General features: G+C 63.4%; 17 protein-coding genes. 8 read left to right on the top strand and 9 right to left on the bottom strand.

Translation table 11 applies throughout. From position 1 onward, the window contains the following. Positions 1-138: 138 nt before the first annotated feature. Both VJ897_RS12430 and VJ897_RS12425 read right to left on the bottom strand, forming a co-directional pair. Entirely contained in the window at positions 139-561 is a 423-nt protein-coding gene (locus VJ897_RS12430; protein ID WP_324056011.1) for a cupin domain-containing protein, read from the bottom strand. 43 nt (positions 562-604) lie between these two features. Next, positions 605-1,483, bottom strand: coding sequence for an SDR family oxidoreductase (locus tag VJ897_RS12425; protein ID WP_324056010.1), 879 nt, complete (start codon positions 1,481-1,483; stop codon positions 605-607). An 88-nt stretch (positions 1,484-1,571) separates the two neighbouring features. Here VJ897_RS12425 and VJ897_RS12420 point away from each other — a divergent pair, with 88 nt between their 5' ends. Both VJ897_RS12420 and VJ897_RS12415 read left to right on the top strand, forming a co-directional pair. Then, on the top strand, positions 1,572-2,177 hold the full coding sequence (locus VJ897_RS12420) for a TetR/AcrR family transcriptional regulator (protein ID WP_324056009.1): 606 nt from the start codon (positions 1,572-1,574) through the stop codon (positions 2,175-2,177). Further along, positions 2,174-3,289, top strand: a complete 1,116-nt coding sequence (locus tag VJ897_RS12415; protein ID WP_324056008.1) for a DUF418 domain-containing protein — start codon at positions 2,174-2,176, stop codon at positions 3,287-3,289. The genes VJ897_RS12420 and VJ897_RS12415 overlap by 4 nt, the downstream gene beginning before the upstream one ends. A gap of 334 nt (positions 3,290-3,623) precedes the next feature. On the opposite strand, the gene VJ897_RS12410 is transcribed toward VJ897_RS12415, so the two are convergent. From VJ897_RS12410 to VJ897_RS12395, 4 genes are all read right to left on the bottom strand, one after another. After that, positions 3,624-5,072 (bottom strand): alpha/beta fold hydrolase, encoded by a 1,449-nt coding sequence (locus VJ897_RS12410; RefSeq protein WP_324056007.1) that lies wholly within the window; start codon positions 5,070-5,072, stop codon positions 3,624-3,626. 381 nt (positions 5,073-5,453) lie between these two features. Further along, complete coding sequence (locus VJ897_RS12405; protein ID WP_324056005.1) at positions 5,454-6,317, bottom strand: SUMF1/EgtB/PvdO family nonheme iron enzyme; 864 nt, start codon at positions 6,315-6,317, stop codon at positions 5,454-5,456. A 14-nt stretch (positions 6,318-6,331) separates the two neighbouring features. Further along, entirely contained in the window at positions 6,332-7,255 is a 924-nt protein-coding gene (locus VJ897_RS12400) for a LysR family transcriptional regulator (protein ID WP_324056003.1), read from the bottom strand. Between the two features lie 89 nt (positions 7,256-7,344). After that, positions 7,345-8,964: a sulfatase gene (locus VJ897_RS12395; protein WP_324056001.1), complete on the bottom strand. Its 1,620-nt coding sequence runs from the start codon at positions 8,962-8,964 to the stop codon at positions 7,345-7,347. A 265-nt stretch (positions 8,965-9,229) separates the two neighbouring features. Between VJ897_RS12395 and VJ897_RS12390 the strand changes: the two genes are divergently transcribed. The 3 genes from VJ897_RS12390 to VJ897_RS12380 all read left to right on the top strand — a co-directional run bounded on the left by VJ897_RS12390 (position 9,230) and on the right by VJ897_RS12380 (position 12,391). After that, positions 9,230-10,228, top strand: coding sequence for a tripartite tricarboxylate transporter substrate binding protein (locus tag VJ897_RS12390; RefSeq protein WP_324055999.1), 999 nt, complete (start codon positions 9,230-9,232; stop codon positions 10,226-10,228). Between the two features lie 98 nt (positions 10,229-10,326). Further along, positions 10,327-10,869 (top strand): tripartite tricarboxylate transporter TctB family protein, encoded by a 543-nt coding sequence (locus tag VJ897_RS12385; RefSeq protein WP_324055997.1) that lies wholly within the window; start codon positions 10,327-10,329, stop codon positions 10,867-10,869. A gap of 13 nt (positions 10,870-10,882) precedes the next feature. Then, the gene (locus tag VJ897_RS12380; RefSeq protein WP_324055995.1) at positions 10,883-12,391 is read left to right on the top strand and encodes a tripartite tricarboxylate transporter permease; all 1,509 of its coding nucleotides are present in this window, start codon (positions 10,883-10,885) and stop codon (positions 12,389-12,391) included. Positions 12,392-12,835: 444 nt separating this feature from the next. Here VJ897_RS12380 and VJ897_RS12375 read toward each other — a convergent pair whose 3' ends face one another. The 3 genes from VJ897_RS12375 to VJ897_RS12365 are packed head-to-tail and all read right to left on the bottom strand — an operon-like array spanning position 12,836 to position 15,734. Beyond that, complete coding sequence (locus VJ897_RS12375; protein WP_324055993.1) at positions 12,836-13,825, bottom strand: alpha/beta hydrolase family protein; 990 nt, start codon at positions 13,823-13,825, stop codon at positions 12,836-12,838. A 42-nt stretch (positions 13,826-13,867) separates the two neighbouring features. Further along, the gene (locus VJ897_RS12370) at positions 13,868-15,076 is read right to left on the bottom strand and encodes a serine hydrolase domain-containing protein (protein ID WP_324055992.1); all 1,209 of its coding nucleotides are present in this window, start codon (positions 15,074-15,076) and stop codon (positions 13,868-13,870) included. Between the two features lie 22 nt (positions 15,077-15,098). After that, positions 15,099-15,734, bottom strand: coding sequence for a hypothetical protein (locus VJ897_RS12365; RefSeq protein ID WP_324055990.1), 636 nt, complete (start codon positions 15,732-15,734; stop codon positions 15,099-15,101). A 135-nt stretch (positions 15,735-15,869) separates the two neighbouring features. On the opposite strand from VJ897_RS12365, the gene VJ897_RS12360 reads away from it, so the two are divergent. The 3 genes from VJ897_RS12360 to VJ897_RS12345 all read left to right on the top strand — a co-directional run. Continuing rightward, positions 15,870-16,682: a LytTR family DNA-binding domain-containing protein gene (locus tag VJ897_RS12360; RefSeq protein WP_324055989.1), complete on the top strand. Its 813-nt coding sequence runs from the start codon at positions 15,870-15,872 to the stop codon at positions 16,680-16,682. 826 nt (positions 16,683-17,508) lie between these two features. Further along, positions 17,509-18,039, top strand: coding sequence for a hypothetical protein (locus VJ897_RS12350; RefSeq protein WP_324055988.1), 531 nt, complete (start codon positions 17,509-17,511; stop codon positions 18,037-18,039). A 74-nt stretch (positions 18,040-18,113) separates the two neighbouring features. Further along, positions 18,114-19,196: hypothetical protein (locus VJ897_RS12345; protein ID WP_324055986.1), on the top strand; the 1,083-nt coding region annotated here is incomplete at its 3' end.

Here is a 19,196-nt window from a genome sequence, read left to right as displayed (position 1 = left end):
CAACTGCTGAGGAACTGAAGAGCCTTTCGAAAAGTCTTCAAAGCTTCAGAGTTTTTTGAGGCTGCCGCGACTAACGCGACAGCCCCTTGAGCCGAGCACTGCAGCATTCTGTTCAATGTGCTGGACGATGTCTTGTAGTCACTCGGCCAGCGCGACGTCGCGGGGGCCCGTGAAGTCGAGCAGGCCGATGCAGGGGACGTCGCTGTCGCAGCGGTCGGCATGTACGACGCCGCCTTCGACCAGGGAATAGTCGCCTGGCACGGTCGCAACCTCGGTACCGTCAGCCTCGATATGCACCCATGTTCCCGCGATGCTGAGCCCCCAGTAATCGTGGGTATGAGTGTGCATCGGCAGCGCGACGCCCGGGTCCATCTTGAACAGCCAGGCCGCGCCGGTGGCGTCGTCGCCCCAGGCCAGCGCCAGTTGCACGCCGGGGATGGGCGCATCGACCCACTCCACGTTCGCCAGGGCGACATGGTGTTCGCCGTGGGCGTGGTTCTCGGCAAATGCGGCCGTTGTCAGCAAGGCCGCCGTGGCGGCAGCGATCAGTGTCTTGAACATTGGATAGGTCCTTTCGGGTTTGGAAGTCTTTGAGGGTTAGGGATCAGGCGTCGGCACCGCCGAGCACGCCGTCGAGCTGCATCTCCTTGAGGAGCGCGTCCTGCCGGGGCTGGGTGAAGGCGTTCACCTCGTCGACGCCCCAGGTGATGCCGACGACGGTGCGTGTGGGGCGTTTGCCGGGTGCTGCGTCGGCGAGCCCGAGATAGGCGTCGACGACAAGCTGCGGGTCGGGGGCCTGATCGCTGGCCAGCATGTCGGCGAAGCCCGACACCATGGCCGTGGGGACGTTCTTGAGCTCCCCGTAAGCGTCCAGAACCTCGGACCGCGCCGGAGGTTTGCCCGCCGCCAGCAGGTTCGACGGAAACGGCCCCGGCTCGACCAGCGCGATGTCGACGCCGAACGGCGCTACCTCGTAGCGCAGGCTTTGGCTGTAGGCCTCAAGCGCATGCTTGGTCGCGCAATAGGTTCCGAAGAAGGGCACCGACACCCGCCCTGCGATCGAACTCGTGTTGACGATCAGGCCGCTGCCTGCGGCGCGCATCGACGGCAGCACCGCCTGCATCGCGCGGATGGCGCCGAAATAGTTGGTGTCCATCTGTTCCGCGGCCTGCGCGACGCTGTAGGCCTCGGTCATGCCGATATACATGATGCCGGCATTGTTGATCAGGATGTCGACGGGGCCCTCGGCGAGGATGCGAGCAAAGCCATCAGTCACCGAGGCGTCGCTGGTGACGTCCATCCCGGCGATGGCGATGCGGGGGGAGTATGCCTCCAGTTCCGCCTTCTTCACCGCGTTCCGTCCGTCGGCATCGCGCATCGTGCCCCAGACGCGATCACCCCGGTCGGCGAAGGCACGCACCGCCGCCGCGCCAAAGCCGCTGCTGGCCCCGGTGATGACGACCGTTCTTCCGGTGTCTGTCATGGATCGTTCTCCTGCTTGCCTGTGGCGTTACCAACTGGTACGAATATCAACGACTATCTGTCAAGAAATAAATACCGATCGGTATCAAATGAATGACGACGATCCGAAACCCGCGCGCGGCCGCCCGCGGACTATGAACGCCGACAAGGTGCTCGACGTTGCCATGACCGCCTATTGGCAGAGCGACCCCGCCGATGTGTCGGTCAATGCGATCTGTCAGCTGGCGGGAATCTCGAAGCCCTCGCTCTATCGCGAGTTCGGCAGCGAGGACGGGCTGTCACGCGCGGCGCTGGATCGATATGCCGAACAGGTGCTGTCGGAGATGTTCGTGCTCCTGCACAGCGGGACGGGGTTACGCGAGACGCTTGCCGCACTGATCGACTTCGCCAGCGACGATCCGCGAATGGAGACCGGCTGCCTGTTCTACAAGATGCGCGCGGGCAAGCACCGGCTCGGGCCGGAAACGCGCGCGCGGGTTGAGGAGATCGACGCGGCCGCGCAGGGGGCCTATGCGGCGTTCCTGCAAGCGGCCCGCGATGCCGGGGAGTGGCCCGCCGGGCTGTCGGTCGAGGCCGGGGCAAACTACCTGGGCGAGCAGATCGCGCTGGCCATCACCCAGCGCGCCTCTGGCGAAGACCCGGCCCGCATCCGCGAAATGCTGACGCTGGCGCTGTCGGCGTTAACGCGATCATGACCGCGTCGCCGCGTGCCCTCATGCCGGATTACCTGCGCCTTTTCGCGCTGTTCGGCATCGTCGTGGTCAACGTCCAGTACATCGCGTTCTCGGCGCTCGGCAGCTTCGCCGACCCGGGCGGCGAGACGGCACCGGACGCCATCACCCTTTGGCTGGTCAACGGGCTGGCGCTCCTGAAGACGTACGGGCTGTTCTCCTTCATGTTCGGCGTGGGGCTGGGGTTCCTGATGCGCTCGGCGGCGCGGCGCGGGCTGCCCTTCGGGCTCCTCTACCGCAACCGGATGATAGGCCTTCTGATCCTCGGCGGCGCCCATGGCTGCCTGTTCTTCCCGGGCGACATACTGACGATTTACGCGGTTACCGGATCGATCCTCTACCTGTTCCGGGACTGGCCGGTGCGGCGCCTGGTGCGGGTCGGCGCGGCGTTGCTGGTTGCACAAGCCCTGATCGCGCCGCCGCTCCTGCTCGCCGCGCCGGAGACGCCGCCGGACATCGTCGCGATGGAGCGCGCGATCCTGACCGAGGGCGGCTTCCTCGAAGCCGTCCTGTTCCGCAGCATCGGCTTCGCCTTCATCATGCCGTCTTTCCTGATCATCCAGGGGATATCGGCGCTCGGCTGGTTTTGCCTCGGGCTCGCGGCGGTGAAATGCGGCATGATCGACGACGCGCTGCACCCGCTCTGGCGTCGCGCGCGGCACTGGTGCCTTGGACCGGGGGTCTTGCTGGGTCTGGCTGGGGCCGCGATCTGGCAATGGGGGCCGCCGGTCCCCGGTGGCGTTCTGACCGTCGTCGCGGCACCGGTCGCGACGCTCGGGTATCTCGGGCTGATCGCGGCAGTCTCACGCCCGCCGGGGCCGATCATGGCGCAGGCGTTGGCCGCCGGCGGGTCGAGCCTGAGCATATATCTCGGCCAGTCGATCATTCTGTCGACGATCTTCTCGGGCTACGGGTTGGGGTTGTGGAGCGCGGTGGACCGGCTCACCGCCGTGTTCATCGCCCTCGCGGTGACGGTCGGTTTGATTGGAAGCCTGCTGATGTGGCGGGCCTATTTCGCGGTTGGCCCTTTCGAGTGGCTTCTGCGACGGATCACGTATGCTCGTCCCGGAACCTGACACCTGACGTTCGGCCGGCGAAGTCACCATGGCGCGAGTGAAAAAGTGGCTTCATATCAATTTCTCGAGGTGGAAAACGGTCGATCTCCGTACAGACCCCTCCGGCGAACGCCCGCATTCGCCCGATAAGCCGACGCAGCGCTCTATTCGCCAGACGGCTGTTCGGTCCGCTCCGCCGACCTCGGGCTGGACGACGATGCTGCACGTTGCCACGAAGGGCCGGTTCGGGGAAGCTGCGGCGCAGCCATGGCAAGCCTCGTGAATGTCCGGAGAGGGCCGGTCGCGACCGTATCAGCCAGTTCCACCAATCGTCGCGGTGGCGAGAGGTTGAATGTCAGGACGCCACCAACGGGGTGCTGGCCGCGACGGCCCATGCAAGGATGACACCCATAACGAGCCCCGTTGACCATGGATCGCTGCGGGCTCTGACCCAGCGCGACGCGAGCCCGTAGACAAGCCAGAACAGAACCATCACAGGAAGCACGGTGAACGCGATCCCGAGCCTGGGGGAGATCAACATCGCGCAGAGCAGGATCGCCGGCGGCAGGAGCCTTTGGACCATTGCCGCAATCCGGCAGGATCGCGCGACCTGCAACGCATCCGCCAAACAGAACGGGATGGTCCCGAACATCAGGCCGCCCATGAGCCAAAGGCGCGGGCCGGTGGGGACGAACGCCGCCCCGTAGCGGTCCAGGGCGGGCGCAAAGACACACAGGCCCCAGATCAGAAGAAGCAGGCCCGCCAGTGAGCGGATGCTTTGCGGGCGAACTCCGGACCGCCACCAAAGCGCAATCTGGATCACCCCCCAGGTTCCGAAGAATGCGGTCAAGGCGCCGAACGCGACGAGCCCCCCTGCGCCCGGCGGGATGATCGTCACGGCCAGAAGGGCTGGTGCAATGGGCGCTGCGAGGATCACCCATGCCCGACGGCCCTGCCGCGCCGGACCAGGCACGGTTGGTCCCAGCACCGTGCTGAGCGGCCACATCAGCGCGACGAGCGCCGCCAGTAGCGCCATAAGCCACGGACCAATGTGGGGCAGCGACCCGTGAGACGCATGTCCGGTCGCCCCGGCCATCCAGTCGCGCAACTCGGTCAAGGTGAACGGGCTGTAGAGCACACCGACATGGCCGACCCACCGGGCGGACACGGCGCGACGCGCGACAGGGCCGAGCGCGACCGTCTCTCCCTCGGTCGCGTCCGGATCGAGCTGGCGAAGGCGGTCGAGTGCGACCTTGCGCAGCCGGTCTTCCCGCGCACCTGACACGATCAGCAAACGTTCGGGCGCCTCGGGGGTGACGGCATCGGAATACATTGAAATCGCCACGACTGCAGCGGTACCTTCAAGCCGCTCCGCCGCGCGGATCACGACGTCGGTTGCCATCGAATGTCCGACCAGAGACACCGCACCCGTCACGCCCGGCAATCCAGCCGCCGCACGCGACACGGCGATGGTCTGGGTCACCAGTTGTTCCGTCGTGCCCTCCAGTGAGGTGACATTGGCCGACATCGGCTCCGAATTGCGACCGTGGCCGTAAAAATCGAATGCGGCAACGACGAAACCTGATCGCGCCAAGGCGATCGAGATCGGTTGCATCATCTGCCGCGATCCGGCGTAGCCGTGCGCCACGACCACGAGCGGGCCGCCATCGGCGTTATCTGATCGCCAGATCGTCACAGGGGTCTCTGCGAGGGTCAGCGTCTCGGACGCGACGCCCGTGCGCTGCCGTTCGAGCATCGTGACGGAAAGCACGGCAACAAGAATTGCTGCCGTCGCGAAGATCATATGCACCATTCGATTCATCTGCATTGGTGCGATGATAGCGCGACAGCGGAGGATAGTCGCGAAGCCAACTTCAAGTGCTCGAACAATGGTGCGTGCCTAAGCCGATGGCCGCGTCGGGGTAGCCGCGCCGCAGCGGTGGGGATCTCGTCGAAAGTTCCGAATGGGCCGAAAGGCCCTTTCCGTCACCTGGTGAGCTGGTCTGTGGTCCTGCCACTGGCCCGTCGTTGCCTACTCAAAGGGACCGGAAAACTGCAGATCATATTCCTCTGCGCGTGGTCGCGTTGGGTTTCCGGGCGCAACGGACAGGTGGCAATCCGCTACGTCTCAATTCATCGCGTGTGGTCTGAGTGCGTTGGCGCCCTGGCAACGACCTAAACCCGGCTAGCGGCAGTCATAGGCGATCCTGAACCCGGTATGGCTCGCCGCGGTATCCGGGGCGCGTCCTGATCTTGCGGCGATGCGGTAGCGCCAGCAATAGCTGGAATGACATAGGAATGACCCGCCTTTCATAACCCTGTCGCCGTCCCGTTTCGCTTGGGCATTGCGGGTCTTGGCCTTCGATTTGAGCGAGTTGATCCGGTAGCGATCTGCGGTCCACTCCCAGACATTCCCTGAAAAATTGAACAGGCCCGCCGGGTTCGGGACGAAGGCATCGACCGGGGCGGTGCCGTAATACCCGTCGGCGCATGTGTTCGTGTCGGGAAATCGGCCCTGCCAGATGTTGCAAAGAATCGTGTCGTCGCCAGGCTCTTCTTCGCCCCATGGATAACGCCGATCCTCCAACCCGTTGCGCGCGGCGTGCTCCCATTCGATCTCGCTCGGCAGACGGCCGCCCGCCCATGCCGCAAAGGCCAACGCGTCGTTCCAGGAGATCTGGGTGACGGGATGATCCGGTGCGGCCTCGGGCTCAGCCTTGCCGGATGGGTATTTCCAATAGGCCCCCGAGACGGCCCACCACCAGCCAGCCTTGTTGTATCCGCCAACGACGTCGGCGCTGCCAGGGCGCGACAGCAGGCCCCGGAATACGAACGACCATCCGATCTTTTCTGCCTCGGTCAAATACCCGGTCTCGGCCACGAATTCGGCGAAGCGGCCGACGGAGACGCAATGGGCTTCGATGGCGAAGGTCCGCAGCGATGCGCGGCGAATGGTGCCTTCTCCATCATCGGGAATGACCGGAGTCCTGGTGCCGGCCCAGGATTTGACGGCGGAAAAACGTGCAACGGGTGGTTTGGTATCGGCCATGCGCTTTACCTTTGTCAGGTGCCGTGTGCCCTGAAGACCGGGATCGAACGAACAAGGTCCCGGGCATGGCGGACAAGCGCCTCGGCAATTGGATGGTCGCCGTTGGCCTTCAGCATGGCGATCCCTGAATCCAGCTGCCATAGAGGCTCGCTTGTGGCGTGTAACCGGTAACCACGCTCTTGCAGCCAATCGCGCAACAGGGTCGGTACGGACATCACCATGCCTTCGGATTTCAGCAGTTCAAGCCCAAGCTGCAAAGAGGAGGTTGTCAGCGCGATCCGAGGCGGCGCAAGACCAAGCTGGTAGAACGTCTTTTCCATGCTTGTCTTGAGTTGCGGCTCGGTCTGGAACAAGACCCAGGACAGATCCTCCAGAGCTTCCATCGGCATCTTCTGATCCTCGGGCAAATCCGGCAAGACGCCGGGCCAATACGCCACGCCATGTTCAATCCGGCATAGGCGCGTGACCTCGATCAGCGGATCTTCGACCTTTTCGATCGCAGCCGTGATGACGAAATCCAGCTCTCCGTCGCGCAGGGCGCGGGCATGATCGTCGGCGGACCCGGTCAGGACCTGGAACGAGGATTGCGGAAAGTCGTGCCAAAGCCTGCGCAGGATGTCCGGCATGAGAAGCAGTTGATAGGTCAGACCGCAACCGATGCTGACCGCATCATGGTACCCCCGTTTGATTGCGTGCACATCGCGGCAGGCGCGTTGATATACGGCCTCCATATCCTTGAGGTGGCGAAAGAGGACCCGGCCTTCTTCCGTCAGCTCCATGCCGCGCGGTTGCCGGAGGAACAGCTTGGCGCCAAAGGTTTGTTCCAGCGAGGCGATGGTCCGCGTCAGACTCGGCTGGGCAATGTTCAGGTCATTCGCCGCCGCCGTCACATTTCCCAGCTCGGCAACCTTCAGAAAGACAATGTGCTTTCGGTCCATGATGTGCCCCGGTTCATTCGGCCTGTGCTGGAACCATACGTCCCAGGCATTGATATGCAAGAACGCGATAGCGCATCACTGATTAGGGGCTAGCCGTCCGTCGGTTCCACGCTCCGTGCTGCAATGGTCGCGGGTTGGGACAGTATTTGCGGCCCGGCATCGCGGGGTATCGGCAATCCGAGCCGGGCATAGAGTTCTGCCGGGGCATCGTGCCTGCGCATGTGTGCGCGCATGGTCACGGTGAGTTCCAACTCGATATCGGCGTCGCGGAACGGGCGCTGCTGTTCCGGGTCGGTGGCAAGATCATAGAGCACCGTTTCCGTGTCGAAGAAAACGAGCGGCCCGAAATAGGGGTTGAAGGGCGACTTTTCCAATGCCGGTGTACGCAAAAGCCGGGCGCCCTTGGTAAAGTCAAAGGGGGCCACAAGATCGGCCTGCGCCAATTCGTCCACCTCGAACAGGAAATTCAGGGTCGTTGGCATGATGGTGTACTGAAACAGCCCCTCGGTCGTGACGTGTTCGGGGTAGAGCATGAAGACATGCCGCCCGTCGCAGACATTCACCGCGCTTCCGAAGGTTCCGAAGATGACCGCATCGCGAATGGACTGGTCACCGGCCAGCAAAGGCAGGATCGAGTGTCCGGTGACCTCGGGCGGGACCGCGCAATCGTGAAGCCCGAGGAAAGTGGGCATCAGGTCGGTCGTCTGGGTCAGAGACTTGCACCGGCTGCCCCCCTGATCCGCGTAATCGGGATGATAGGCGAATAGAGGGATATGGGCGATCTCTTCGTAGATGGGCATCCGGTTCTTTGCCCACCAGTCATGTTCGCCCAGCAGGAATCCGTGATCGGTCGAAACGATCAGGGCGGTGTCCTCCCACAGCCCGTGTTCATCGAAATAGTCAAGAAGACGGCCCAGTTGTTCGTCGCAGAAGGCAAGGTTGGCGCGGTAATGGGCGTTCAGTTCGCTGCATTCCTCCGGGCTTTCCTGCACCCGGCCATAGGGTGGCCAATCAAGGGTCGGCCCGTTGTAATCCGTCGGAAACTCCTCCTTGAACCGTTCCGGCGCGTTGAAGGGTTCGTGCGGATCAAAGGTCTCGATTTGCAGGAACCAATCGTCCGCGGCCCCGTTCTGATCTAGGAACTTGATCGCCGAGTCGAAGCATTGAGTCAGCGGATAGTCGCTTTCCTCATGCAGGTGTTGGCGGTTGATGATGTGATGATACTGATCGACGCCGCGGGTCTCGCTGTATTGTAGCGGGTGATATTGCTGCTTCAGCTTGGGCCAGTCGGGCGCGACTTCGGCCTGCCATGCATCGCCATGCTGACCGCGCAGGTATTCCCATGTTGTATAGCGCGTGTGATAGGTGGCCCCGCCGTCGCGGAAATACTGCAAATGATCGGTGATCAAATGTGAATAGACGCCCGATGCGCCGAGGATCTCGGGGAACGCGTTGTCAAAGGGTTCCATCGGTCCCCAGGACCGGTGCATGAAACTCAGTCTGCCGGTCTGCATGTCCCGACGGGCCGGGATGCAGGGCATGGAGCCGACATAGTGATTGTCAAAGGTGACGGATCGCGCCGCCAGGCGGTCGAAATTCGGTGTCTTGATCGTTTTCGCGCCATAGGGACCAAGCGAAAGGCGGTTCAGCGAGTCGAATAGAACAAAGACGGTGCGCATGAGACCCTTTCCATTGAGTGCAGAGGCCACGTACCGGCCCATGTCGAGCCTAACAAGCAGGGAAATGCTTCTAAAATATTGTTTTTGAATGAGCTGATAGCAAAATGTTATACGTAGAAATGGGCTGTAGCTTCCCCTTTCCCATGCCTAAAAGCTATCAGTTGAGCACAAAGTGATATTTGAAATAGAGGATTTCGGCTGACTATAGTCGATCCATCGGCGCCTGGAAGAGGAGAGCGGGCCTGCCGAAATCCGCAACAATGCCCGCTAGGGGCGCCCGAATGGGAGGAATATAATGCCTATCTTCAACTTCAAACCGGCCCTGGCAGGTCTTGCACTTGCCGCTGCCGCCACCACCGCGCAGGCGGAGTTCCCCGAACGGGACATCGAAGTGATTTTCCCGTGGCCGCCCGGTGTCACAATGACCTCCAGCCAAGTCATGGCGGAAGCCATGAGCGAGGAGCTGGGCGTGAATGTCACCGTGATTTCGACACCAGGGGGAACCGGCGTCAAGGCGATGGAAACCGCGATGAATCGGCCCGCCGATGGCTACACGATTTTCGACGGTTGGGTCGCGCCGATGGTCGTGCAGTCCCTGCTCGGCAATATAGATGCCGACCACACCGCCTTCACGCCGCTCTATGCATTGGGGGCCGTGCCGAATTCGGTGATCGTGCGTGCCGATGACGACCGCTTCCCGGACTTTGAGTCTCTCGTCCAATACATGAAGGACAACCCTGGCGATCTTCGCTACACCTCCGGTGCCTACGGGAACCTGCCCCATGTTGGCCTGGCGAATATGTTCAAGGCGACGGACACGGTGGCGCAGCATGTGCCCTATGCCGGGCTCGAAGAGGCGCTCAAGGATATGCGTGGCGGTATTCTGGACTTCATGGCCGGCAACCCGGGGTTCGTTCGCGCCAATGGCGAGCATGTCCGGGTCCTGACGGCGCTGAGTGACCTGCAGTCGGTTCAGGACATCTTTGGCGGCGTTCCGTTGATCGCTGAATCCGAGGCGCTGGATTACCCGCTGACGGGCCTCGCACCGATGGGCTGGAGTTGGTATGTTGTGCCGAATGGGACCCCGGAAGAGCATGTGGAGGTTCTGCGTGAAGCAATGGCTGCAGCGCTGAAGCGGCCCGAGGTCAAGGAGTACTTCGACAGCATCGGCCGTCCACTGCTGGGCTATCCGCCCGAGGACTACATCGACACCGTGGACGCCGTTCGCGAGCAGCTCTCCACCGCGACCGATGCGATCGAGTGGGAAGCAGAAAAGCTGGACTCGATCCAGTAAGCACGGCCACCTCTCAGCCGTGAAAAGCGTGGCCCGGTCGTCCTCCCGCCCGGGCCACGAGCGTATCCATCACCACCGGAAACAGGAGCCCTGTTGCCATGACCCGTTCGAAGCCCCAGCCTGACGCAACGCAATTGGGTAGTGGTCTGCCGACGCATCCCATGTGGCGGCACATGCCCGCGGTCTTCCTGACTGTGCCCTGCGGTCTGGTGTTCTACGAAGCGGCAACCACGTTGACCGAGCAGGGTTATGCCTCGGGGACCCCCATTAGCAATGCGGCCCTGTATCCGCGTTTGCTCGCGGGGTTGTTGCTGGCCCTGTTGGCCCTGCAGGTCGTGTCGGATGTTCGGTCAGGTCCTGAGGCTGCGGGGTCTGAACCGGCGGCTGCGCCGGACAGGCCGGGCCAGCTTCTATTTGCCGCGCTCGGCATGGTTGCCTATGTCTTGCTGCTGCCGGTTCTGGGCTTCCTGCTGGCTACGCCGATTTTCGTTCTGGCGATGTTGCTGGCGCTTGGCGACCGTGATCCGGTGACGCTGTCCGCGTTGCCGTTGGGTCTCACACTTGGGTGTCTGGCCGTGTTCCAAGGCCTTTTCAGCGTCAACCTTCCCCGGGGCCTCCTGGGGATCGCTGTGAACCTCTGAGCCGGAGGTTGCCATGGGCGTCGACGCACTGATCGCAGGATGGGAGCTGTTCGGGACACCGCTCGCCATTGCGATGACCATTTTCGGATGTTTCCTCGGGCTCATCATCGGGGTCATGCCGGGGCTGGGGCCACTGATGGGGATCATATTGCTGCTACCGGCAGTGTTTCACCTGCCCCCCGTCGCTGCGATGGGCGCACTGATTGCGATCTTTGTCGGGGGCTCCTGTGGCGGCGCGGTGTCGGCCATCGTCCTGCGCATCCCGGGCACGCCCATCGCGGCTGCCACCCTGTTGGACGGCTACCCAATGGCACAGAAGGGCCGGGCGGGCGAAGCCATTGGTCTGGCGATCTCGGCGTCTGCGGTCGGCGGCATCATCGGCGGCATCATCCTGATCGCATTGGCGCCTGTGCTGGCGGATTTCGCCCTGCGGTTCGGGCCGCCCGAATATTTCGCGCTGACCCTGATGGGTCTGATCGCCATCGCTGTGGTCGGCCGCGAAGCGCCGCTCAAGGGGTTCATCACCGGCGTCTTGGGCCTGCTGATCGCCACCATCGGAACAGACGCGATTTCCAACGCGCAACGGTTCACTTTCGGCTATTTCGAACTGTCGAGCGGCTTTCACATCGTCGCCATCGTCGTTGGCCTTTTCGCCGTATCCGAAGTGCTGTTCCAGATCCGTGGCGGAGGCTTGCTGGAGGCGCCAAAGGTGCCGCGCGTGCGCATTTCCCTTTTCTCGCTCGTCCTGCTCTTGAAGCATCCGGTCAACCTCGTGCGCTCCAGCGCCATTGGCACGTTCTTCGGGTCGCTGCCGGGCGCGGGCGGGGTGATCAGCGCCTTCAGCTCCTACGCTGTCGCCAAGGCGCAGGCCCGTCCGGAAGACGGCTACGGAGAGGGCGCCGAAGGTGGTGTGGTGGCGACCGAAGCCGCCAACAACGCGTCTGCCGGGGGAACGCTGATCCCCACCATGGCGCTGGGCGTGCCGGGCGATGCCTCGGCGGCGGTCCTGATGAGCGCGCTGATCCTGTTCGGCTATTTCCCCGGGCCAGAGCTTTTCGAACAGAACCTCGACGTCGCGGGCGGCATGTTCCTGGCCTATATCTTTGCCAATGTCGCGTTGGCGGGTCTCGGTTTTCTCATGACCCCGGTGTTTCTGTCGGTGCTGCGCCTGCGCAAGGTGCACCTGCTGCCCGTTGTGGTGATGCTGAGCGTGATGGGCACCTTTGCGCTGCAATCTTCGATCTTCGATTTGTGGAGCATGCTGGGCTTTGGCGCCTTGGGATATTTCCTGCGCCTGCATGGTTATCCGCTGGCGCCCATCGTCATCGGTGTGGTGCTGGGGCCGATATGTGAAGCCAACTTCCGCCGTTCTCTGCTGATCTCGCGCGATGGGCTCTCGATCTTCTGGGAACGCGAGATCACCTTCACCATACTTCTCGTCACGGCACTCCTTGTGCTTTGGGGCTTGGTTGGAAAGGGTGTGTCCCGTTGGTTGAAGCGGCAGTTCCAGCGAGTAATCTAGTTTGCGCAAGCAGCCAGTTTGCGCGTCGAACGGTCAGACGCAGGCACAACTGTGACCCTCTTTGCGTCGATAGAGCCCAGGCTGGCATAGGGAGCCGGGGACCGGCAAAACCAGATTTCTTTCGGGGCGAGTCAGCCTCAAGCCCTAATGCTATTTATCTGCAGTTTTTGAACGACCAACCTCTCATGGGGGGTGAGTTGGCCAATATTGGGGTTGGCACTCGTAGCGAACGACCTCAACCAGGGGCCGCAAAGCGGCAAGGTGCTTTGTTCGCCAATCTCGGCTTTGGGCCGTGTGCAGCCGGAGTTCCAGTCGTGGGCGGACAGGGAGTTAGCACTGCTTCTGGAGGTATCCGGGATTGCGGTGATGCCAAGTAACCACTCTGTGATGCGGCGGCAGACGCGGACGCACCGTTGATCGCGCGCGCCTCGACTCCTTCGCATGTCACCGCTTTGTTGGGTCAAGATTTTCAATGAGAAACTCGACCACCACACGGTTGAATCGCTGCTGGAATGCCTCCCGGTCGAATCCCGCGGCGTCGGTGCAGGCCATTTCCCAGACGCGCGGGTTGGCCTGTTCGAGAGCGGGGTTGCAGGGCGGGCGGAAGGCGAAATGCCCCGCCGACTCCACGACATGCGCCTCCGACGGCGCCTCCAACACGGCGGCGAGCGGGGCGACGTTGGTGGCCTGCGGCACGCGTTCATCGTCCGCCGCGCCCCACAGCTGGATGGTTGCATCGAGCTCTGTGACCTCGGCCGGATCGAAGCCGAAACCGAAACCGGGCGCGGCGGCGACCACGGCTTGCAGGCCCGGGACAGGAGCGGGGAAGGCCTCGGCGGCATTGACCACGTCCGCGGCCATGCCGGCGCGGCAGACGAATTCGTCCGGTGTCGTGTCGCAGTGCGCTGAGATGCGATCCAGCGACGTCTCCCCACCGGCGGCGGCCAGCACACTGTGGCCACCGGCGGAGAAACCAAAGGCGCCGATCCGGGTGGCATCGACAAGGTCGGCGTCCGGCCAGTCGCTGCTCATGTACTCCACGACCCGGGCGAGGTGGCGCGGGCGCTCCGTGATCCAGCGCGACGGTGGCGCGGTCTCGTCCCCGTCGGAATTGCCGGGATGGTTGAGCGCCACGGCGATCATCCCCGCCTCGGCCAACGCGCGGGCCAGGGCCGCGTGCCCGCCGAACCATCCGCCATCGCCGTGCGAGATCACCACAAGCGGCAGGTCCCTGCCGTCGACGGGCGCCTGCATCGCGACGGCCTGTCCGAAGGGCGTGTTCGGTTCGTCGGGAACGGTGGCGTCGCCGGGGTACCAGACCGCGGCTTCGATGTGTGGGACCTCGGCGGTGGCCGGGATTTCCACGAACTGGAAGCCGGTGGCCAGTGCCGGTCCGGCTGCGAAGGTGAGAAGTGAGGCAAGACGAAGGGGCATGGGCCGTCCTTTCCGGTTGGTTGCGACGGGAAGCGGGCCGGCTCAGTCGCCCGCGACGGCCTGCGCGATGGCGCGGAAGGCGGCGACGCTCTCGTGGTCGTTGTCGTCGAAGAGCGGATCGGCACTGGTCTTGACGATGACCACCTCGCGGGCGGGGTCGACGTAGATGTACTGCCCCCAGACGCCGATGGCGAGGAAGTCGCCCTGCGGGTCCTCGGGAATCCACCACTGGTAGCCGTAGCCGAAGGTCCAGTGGCTGGCCGGGTTATCGCCCGGTTGCAGGTGTGGCGCGGTCGGCGCGACCGAGGCCGCGACCCAGTCCGCCGGCACGATCTTCCGCCCCTCGCGCACGCCCCCTTCGAGGTAGAGGCGGCCGAAGCGGGCCCAGTCGCGCAGGGTCGCGTTCAGGCAGCACAGCGCGAATTCGCGGCCCGCGCGGTCGGTGCTCCATGTGGCGTCGGCCTCGGCGCCCATCGGGCCCCAGAGGCGGCTCGAAAGATAGGCGGCCGGGGCCATGCCCGTTGCCGCCTCCAGCACCAGCCCCAGCGCCATGGAGTCGGAGCTGACGTAATCGTTGTAGGTGCCGGGGGCGCGCACCCGCTCCAGCCCGGCCAGCGTTTCCTCAGCCGGCACGCCCATCGCCATGGCGCGGATGAACAGCATGTTTATGTCGGACGTCGGGTTCCCGTAATCCTCATCGAAGGCCACGCCCGACGACATGGTGAGCGCGTCCTCGATCGGCACGTCGCCGTAGCCCGAGCCCGCGAGTGCCGGGACATAGGCACCGATGGGGTCGCGGATGCTGGCGATATGCCCTTCCTCAACGGCGATGCCGATCAGCGCCGACAGCACCGATTTCGCCATCGACCAAGAGGTGAAGGGCGAGGTCTCGTCAGCGCCCTGCCGATACGCCTCGTGGGTGATCGCGCCCCGGTGGACGACCAGCAGGCCGGTGGTCTCGGTCCGGTCGAGGAAGGCGTCGAGGTGGCGGGTCGCGCCATCGAAGGCATAGGTCTCGGGCAGCGGTGCCGGCGCACGGTCGAAGGCCCAAACATCCGCACCACGGGGCACGGAACGGTCGGGAAAGACTTGATCCATGGCGCGGAAGTTCTCCACCCGGTGACTTTCCCAGAACAGGGTGATCCCGGCCCAGGCCGGGGTCTGCCGGAGCCAGAGGAAGGCGGCGAGGATCAGGACGGCGAACGCGGCGAGCGTCCAGAGGGCGATGCGGGTCAGGCGGCGTGCAAGCATGGTTATGTCTCCTCTCGACGGATCAGGCGCGGACGGCGCCGCGCGTCACGCGGGCGGTCCACCAGAAAATGACGGGGGTGATGAGTGCGGTCGGACCGAGCCAAACCACCAGGTCCGGCAGGAAGCCGAGGTTCACGACGCCCGCGGCGGTGATGGTGGCGATTGTGCCGCCCAACATCCGGCCGAGGTGCCGCGCGATGCGCGCCTTGCCGGCGACGGGTCCGCGCGCCCAGTCGCGCCAGTCAGACAGCGCGAGGGTGAGGCCGATGGAGCCGAAGACCACCAGGATCACCGGCTGCGCGCCCCCGCCCGCCAGCACGCCCTGCCCGCCCCATCCGAGCATTCCCAGCCCCGAGAGCGCCATCACCGCGCCGCCCGCATGGTCAAGGTGCCGGGGCCGCCCGTCGCGCACCTTCGCCGAGCGCCATCCGGTAAAGACGAGGTAGAGGCTGAATATCCCGACCGCGAAGAGGAACGGGTTCGGGTGCACCACAGCCAGCGCCAGCGCGCTGATCCCGACGAAGGCCATGGCGAGCGTGTAGATGTTGCCCGAGCGCCGGTGCAGCCGGCCGCCCTTGGCGCTGCCGACGGCGATGCCGGCCGCGGCCAGCGCCGCGACGCCGGCCAGGATGTGCAGGAAAAGGATCGTCTGGATCATGGGTCGATACCTCCGATGCGGGGATGTGCGGTGTTGGTGATGCGACGGGGGTAGCGGCGCCGCGCCGGACCGGGCCAGCGAAGTTGCGGAAACGGTTGGGAAATTGCGCAAACGGCATGCTAGGATCCGTTCACGATGCGTGAACGACTTGCCCGCCTGTCCCTCCGCCTTGGCCCGCCGATCGGCGTGGGCCTCGTGCTCGGGCTGATCGGGCCGTTCGGCACGTATCATACGCTGCCCATGGCGCCGCGGCTGGCCTACTGGCTCGCGGTCATCTCCGTGAACTGGCTGCTGGCCGATGCCGTTTTGCGCCGACTGGATGCGTTGGCGGGCGACCGGATGCCGATGCCGAGACTGACTGTGCCGCTTTTTGGCGCCTGCCTCGCCGCCGTGCCCGCGACCGGCGTGGTGGCGTTGGCGAACGGGCTTTCGGGGATCGGCTGGCCCGATGATGTCGCGGTCCTGTTCGGGCGGGTGCTGCTGCTGCTCGCCGCGATCTCCCTGCCCGTCTACGCGTGGGAAGACATGCAGGAGCGGATGGCGGCCATGCCCGATCCCGCACAGCCCGAAGGCGCGTCGTCAGGGAGCCAGCCTGAGGAGATCGAGCCTCGGCAGTCGGGCGCGGACGGCCTGTCGCTCTTTACAGCGCGCCTGTCCGCGCCGCTTGGCGGGCAGCTCCTCTGCCTCGAGATGCAGGACCACTACCTCAAGGTGCATCATTCGACCGGATCCGAGATGATCCTGTGCCGCATGGAAGACGCCGCGCGCGAACTCGGCGGCCTCGGCCGGCGCGTGCATCGCTCGTGGTGGGTTGCCTCCGATGCCGTGGATGGCGTCGAGCGCCAGGGCCAGCGAACCTTCCTGCGCCTGACCGATGGCCGCCACGTTCCGGTGGGTCGGTCCTTCCGACCGGACCTCAAGGCGGCAGGTTGGATAAGATTACTGTAATTCTGAAGGTCTAGAAGAAACCGATGTCTCAGCGGCCCATCCTCGGACTGCTCAGGTGGTCGCGTGCGGAGTCTGAACTCCATTCATCACGACGGAAGACGCCCACGATTCGAAGTCGCAGGCTCGCAATTCGACGGGCTGAAGACAGATTGCACAGCATGCCTTCGTGTTTTGCAGCCGAACGACGCTGTCGTCCCGCTCTGCCGACCTTCGCGCTCCAAGCATGCTGCAAGATGCACGAATGGCCCAGACATGTTTCGGCAGAAGCGGCCTTTTCTGGCCGACGATGCGGCCTCTGTTCCCGGCTGGTCTGGTTGGCCGGATGGCGGGAAGGTTTATGGCAGGCATGGTGGATCCTCCGGTCCGCCCCATACCCCCTCATGCCGGCTGCGCTATCCCACCACGGTAGTGCCGCCCAATGGCGGCTTGGAGCCCTTCTTACCAGTTCGTCCGAGTGCAGCGAACGGCCGCTCGCGCGAACAGCCACAAACGTGCCAGAACCACTTTGGTTTTGCCCCGGGGTTCTGTCTGGGCTAACCTACTGCTGTAGTGGCGGCACGAGAGGTTGGTGAGAAACGACCGTTTTTGATATCCCAGTTTTGGCAGAGGGTTTTTGTCCATAATGTCGAACAAGAATGTGCCTTCACGCGTGCAGCGACTTTACCAAGAAACGAACACCACTGGCGGTTAGTGAATAGCCCGTATGCGAAAGAGGCTCTGCTCAAGCTTGAGCCAAAGCTTATTAGATCAATCTAAAAAGAACTTGATCTGAGTGCCGCCGCCGCCTATGTCTTGATCATATCAAGACATGATAGGGAATTATCACATGGCCGATCTAAGCAAGTCCGCCGATAGCGTACAACGGAACATCGACACTTACTGGGAAACCGCGTGCACGCATCAAGACCTCATCAAAGATGCCGCGCGGGTAAAGCAATGGAAGGTCTACCGTACCGAAAATGGCGAATGGCGCTTTGGGCCGTCGCGCTTCGTAGGCTACGAAGGCATGACGCCCAAGAAATACCTCAAGAGAAAGAAGATGGGTGCCGAAGGCGGTCTGAACGGGACGGAGACAGAGAAGCACCTTAAACAGTGGACCGAGGATGTGCGGCGAAACTCGAAGCTGCACCACCAGCTACTCGATGCCTTGGCCGACTTTCTGGCCGAAGCAGGTGCTAGAGTCGGCAATGGTGCGAGTTTCAGCGTCATGATGGTTGACGGCACCTCCGAGTTTCTAAACACGCCTGATCCCAACCAGGACGATATCGAAGTAGAAGCTCTTGTTACGCTTTCGAAACGTCTGACGTCGGCGCAGCTGGAGAAGCTGACCCGGCGTTTAGAAGCACTTAGTTCATAAGCTGCGGTTTAGCCGCTCATATGCTCGGCCTAGCCGAGCGTAGGTTCGCTTTGTCTGAACGAAAGGAACAAGCTTTGAGCCGTGATATTATCAATGCCCCTGCGCTCCAGGAGGCAATCGAAGAAGCGTTGTCTGATACTCCTCCAGCCCTTCGGGACTACCTGCCCGGCCTTCGCGCATATCTGCGTCGGGCGGCAGAGAGCCACGAAAGCATACGCACAGCGCATCGTCGAAAGAGCGATCCTTCCTGGGCTCAGACAAAATTCGATGAGGGGCGGGTCCTTTACCGGTTGTACGCAAGGGACCGTGACGATTTGGTCGAGGACATCCGGAACCAGTTCGACGAGCTTGTGCAGGTGGCAGTATTGGCGCGAGATAAACGCGCGCGCGTCCAGCGCAATGCCGCTTCTTTTTTGAAGAGTCTGCCTCACCGTCGTGGCGACATCCGTGACCTTGGTCGAGAGGCTTGGCGCTTGATCGAGCAGGCCGAGACCGCTGCACTCCGGGCGCGGCGTCACGAAATTATCCGCCGTCCTGCGCATATTTCGGCAGGCCCTCTTCATGGAACGCGCTGTGTCTCGATCGATGAAGTCGCCCGGTTGGGTCGCACGGCCCGGAACTGCCTCTCTGACAATGAGGATTACTGGAAGCAGTTTGCCTCCGGCGACATCGATATCTGGTCGCTTCACGATGGCAACCGGTTAGTTGCCGCGCTTGAGGTAAAGCGGGCCTCGAACGAGGTTGCCGAGGCTTTCGGACCATCAAACGCGACTATCAGCCTTCACGACATCAGGGAAGTCACGCAGTTCTGCATGGTCGCCGGGTTCGGCATCGGTCGTGGATGCGACGGTCTTCTGGCCGAGTTTGCGACGCCATATCTGGTAGAGCCGAGGGTCGTCGAGGATGGCAAACGGATCGCGATCTACGCTGAGTGGCCGACTGCGGTGAGGATCGATTTGAGCGACAGCAGCAGTCGCATGACAATATTTAGCGGCTTAACGGAAACCTTGGCACTGTCTTTCGACCCAGAAAGGCGATGCGGCGAGAGCGCGCTTGAACAGGGCGACCCCCGCCAGTCAATCGTGCGCTTCGGTCGGAAACGCCTGAGAAGGATCGTTCGAGCGATAGCTCTGGACCAGACGGCTCCGACGCTGGTG

Source organism: Salibaculum sp. (assembly GCF_035270045.1).
Lineage (GTDB): Bacteria > Pseudomonadota > Alphaproteobacteria > Rhodobacterales > Rhodobacteraceae > Salibaculum.
Note: the sequence above shows the minus strand (reverse complement) of the source record. Positions and strands in the feature narration are given on the sequence as shown.